Source organism: Vibrio sp. 1249-1, assembly GCF_033340495.1.
In genome coordinates this window covers 1-551 of sequence record NZ_JAWOWJ010001000.1, presented here as the reverse complement: position 1 = coordinate 551, position 551 = coordinate 1, and the positions used below count along the sequence as shown (strand labels likewise).

Below are 551 nucleotides of genomic sequence, written 5' to 3'. Positions count from 1 at the left end.
ACTCTTTACTCAAGTACCCTTCGCTCGCTTTGTGACATTTTTTTCACAATTGCATAGGAATAAAAACAAGGAGGGAACAGATGAGTTCATCTGCTTCAATTAAACAAAACTCACCTAAGAAGCCGTTGTTTACGCGCTTTTTGGATACTGTCGAATATTTGGGGAACCTGTTGCCCCACCCGATCACACTATTTGCCATTTTCTGTTTAGCCATTTTGGTGATGTCGGGTATAGCTGGTTACTTCGAAGTATCGGTTGTCGATCCTCGTCCTGAGGGAGCAAAAGGTCGTGCTGCAGACGGCATGATTCAAGTGGTCAGCTTACTTAACGCTGACGGCCTAGAGCTTATTGTTACCAATCTAGTGAAAAACTTTGTTGGTTTCGCACCGTTAGGCACGGTATTGGTTGCGATGCTTGGTGTTGCAATTGCGGAATACTCGGGCTTACTTTCAGCAGCAATGCGTGGCCTAGTAATGGGCGCGTCACAACGTATGGTGACGGTTACGGTTGTTTTTGCTGGTATCATTTCAAACACAGCTTCTGAGCTTGGC

General features: G+C 45.6%; 1 protein-coding gene. It reads left to right on the top strand.

The genetic code is table 11. The features are described 5' to 3' along the window. Nucleotides 1–80 precede the first annotated feature (80 nt). The coding region (locus R7Z50_RS30125; RefSeq protein WP_318150102.1) for an AbgT family transporter at nucleotides 81–551 on the top strand (471 nt) is incomplete at its 3' end.